The organism is Thermococcus sp. ES12, from assembly GCF_012027515.1.
GTDB lineage: Archaea > Methanobacteriota_B > Thermococci > Thermococcales > Thermococcaceae > Thermococcus > Thermococcus barossii.
The window spans coordinates 1-521 of sequence record NZ_SNUP01000028.1 but is presented as its reverse complement, the minus strand read 5'-3'; the positions used below and the strand labels follow the sequence as shown (position 1 = coordinate 521).

Below are 521 nucleotides of genomic sequence, written 5' to 3'. Positions count from 1 at the left end.
TTTCCAATGTTTCTCCAAGCTGATTTTTTATGGTTAAGGCATCAAAGCTTAAGGATTCCCCTTGCTCAACTGTCACGACATTTGAATATCCACTTACAGTACAGAAGTAAGCAATGTATGACTCATTTCCTTGGGCAATGTTTACCCACACGCCTCTTTGGCTTTCATAATTTCTGAAATTTCCGCTGGAGCCAATGAGTATCATAGAACTCGCTAGCAATATTAAAAACACTGCAGTCCATTTCATAATCCAACACTCTCCCTAAGTTTGTCAAAAATCTTTGAGCGGTGAACTCTATACTTGATTATGTCTTCGCTTCCAGCTCCCACCGCAAAGTAAAGGAGTGTTAAGAAGAACGATGCTTCTGCGATGTATGCAATGAATGGCAAGTACGGGCTTTTGTAGTAAAGTTCTGTTATGATTCTTTCAGGCAAGATTGGCAAATATGCATAGACATTAATCTTTTCTCCGTAGACTCTTGTATCTTCCGGAACGCTTACCTGAACTTTTATCTTTTTTT

General features: G+C 39.0%; 2 pseudogenes. Both read right to left on the bottom strand.

What is annotated here, in order from left to right:
- A pseudogene (locus E3E37_RS11575) lies at positions 1 to 247 on the bottom strand (hypothetical protein); the annotation flags it as partial.
- A pseudogene (locus E3E37_RS10835) lies at positions 244 to 521 on the bottom strand (signal peptidase I); the annotation flags it as partial. The pseudogenes E3E37_RS11575 and E3E37_RS10835, both read right to left, overlap by 4 nt.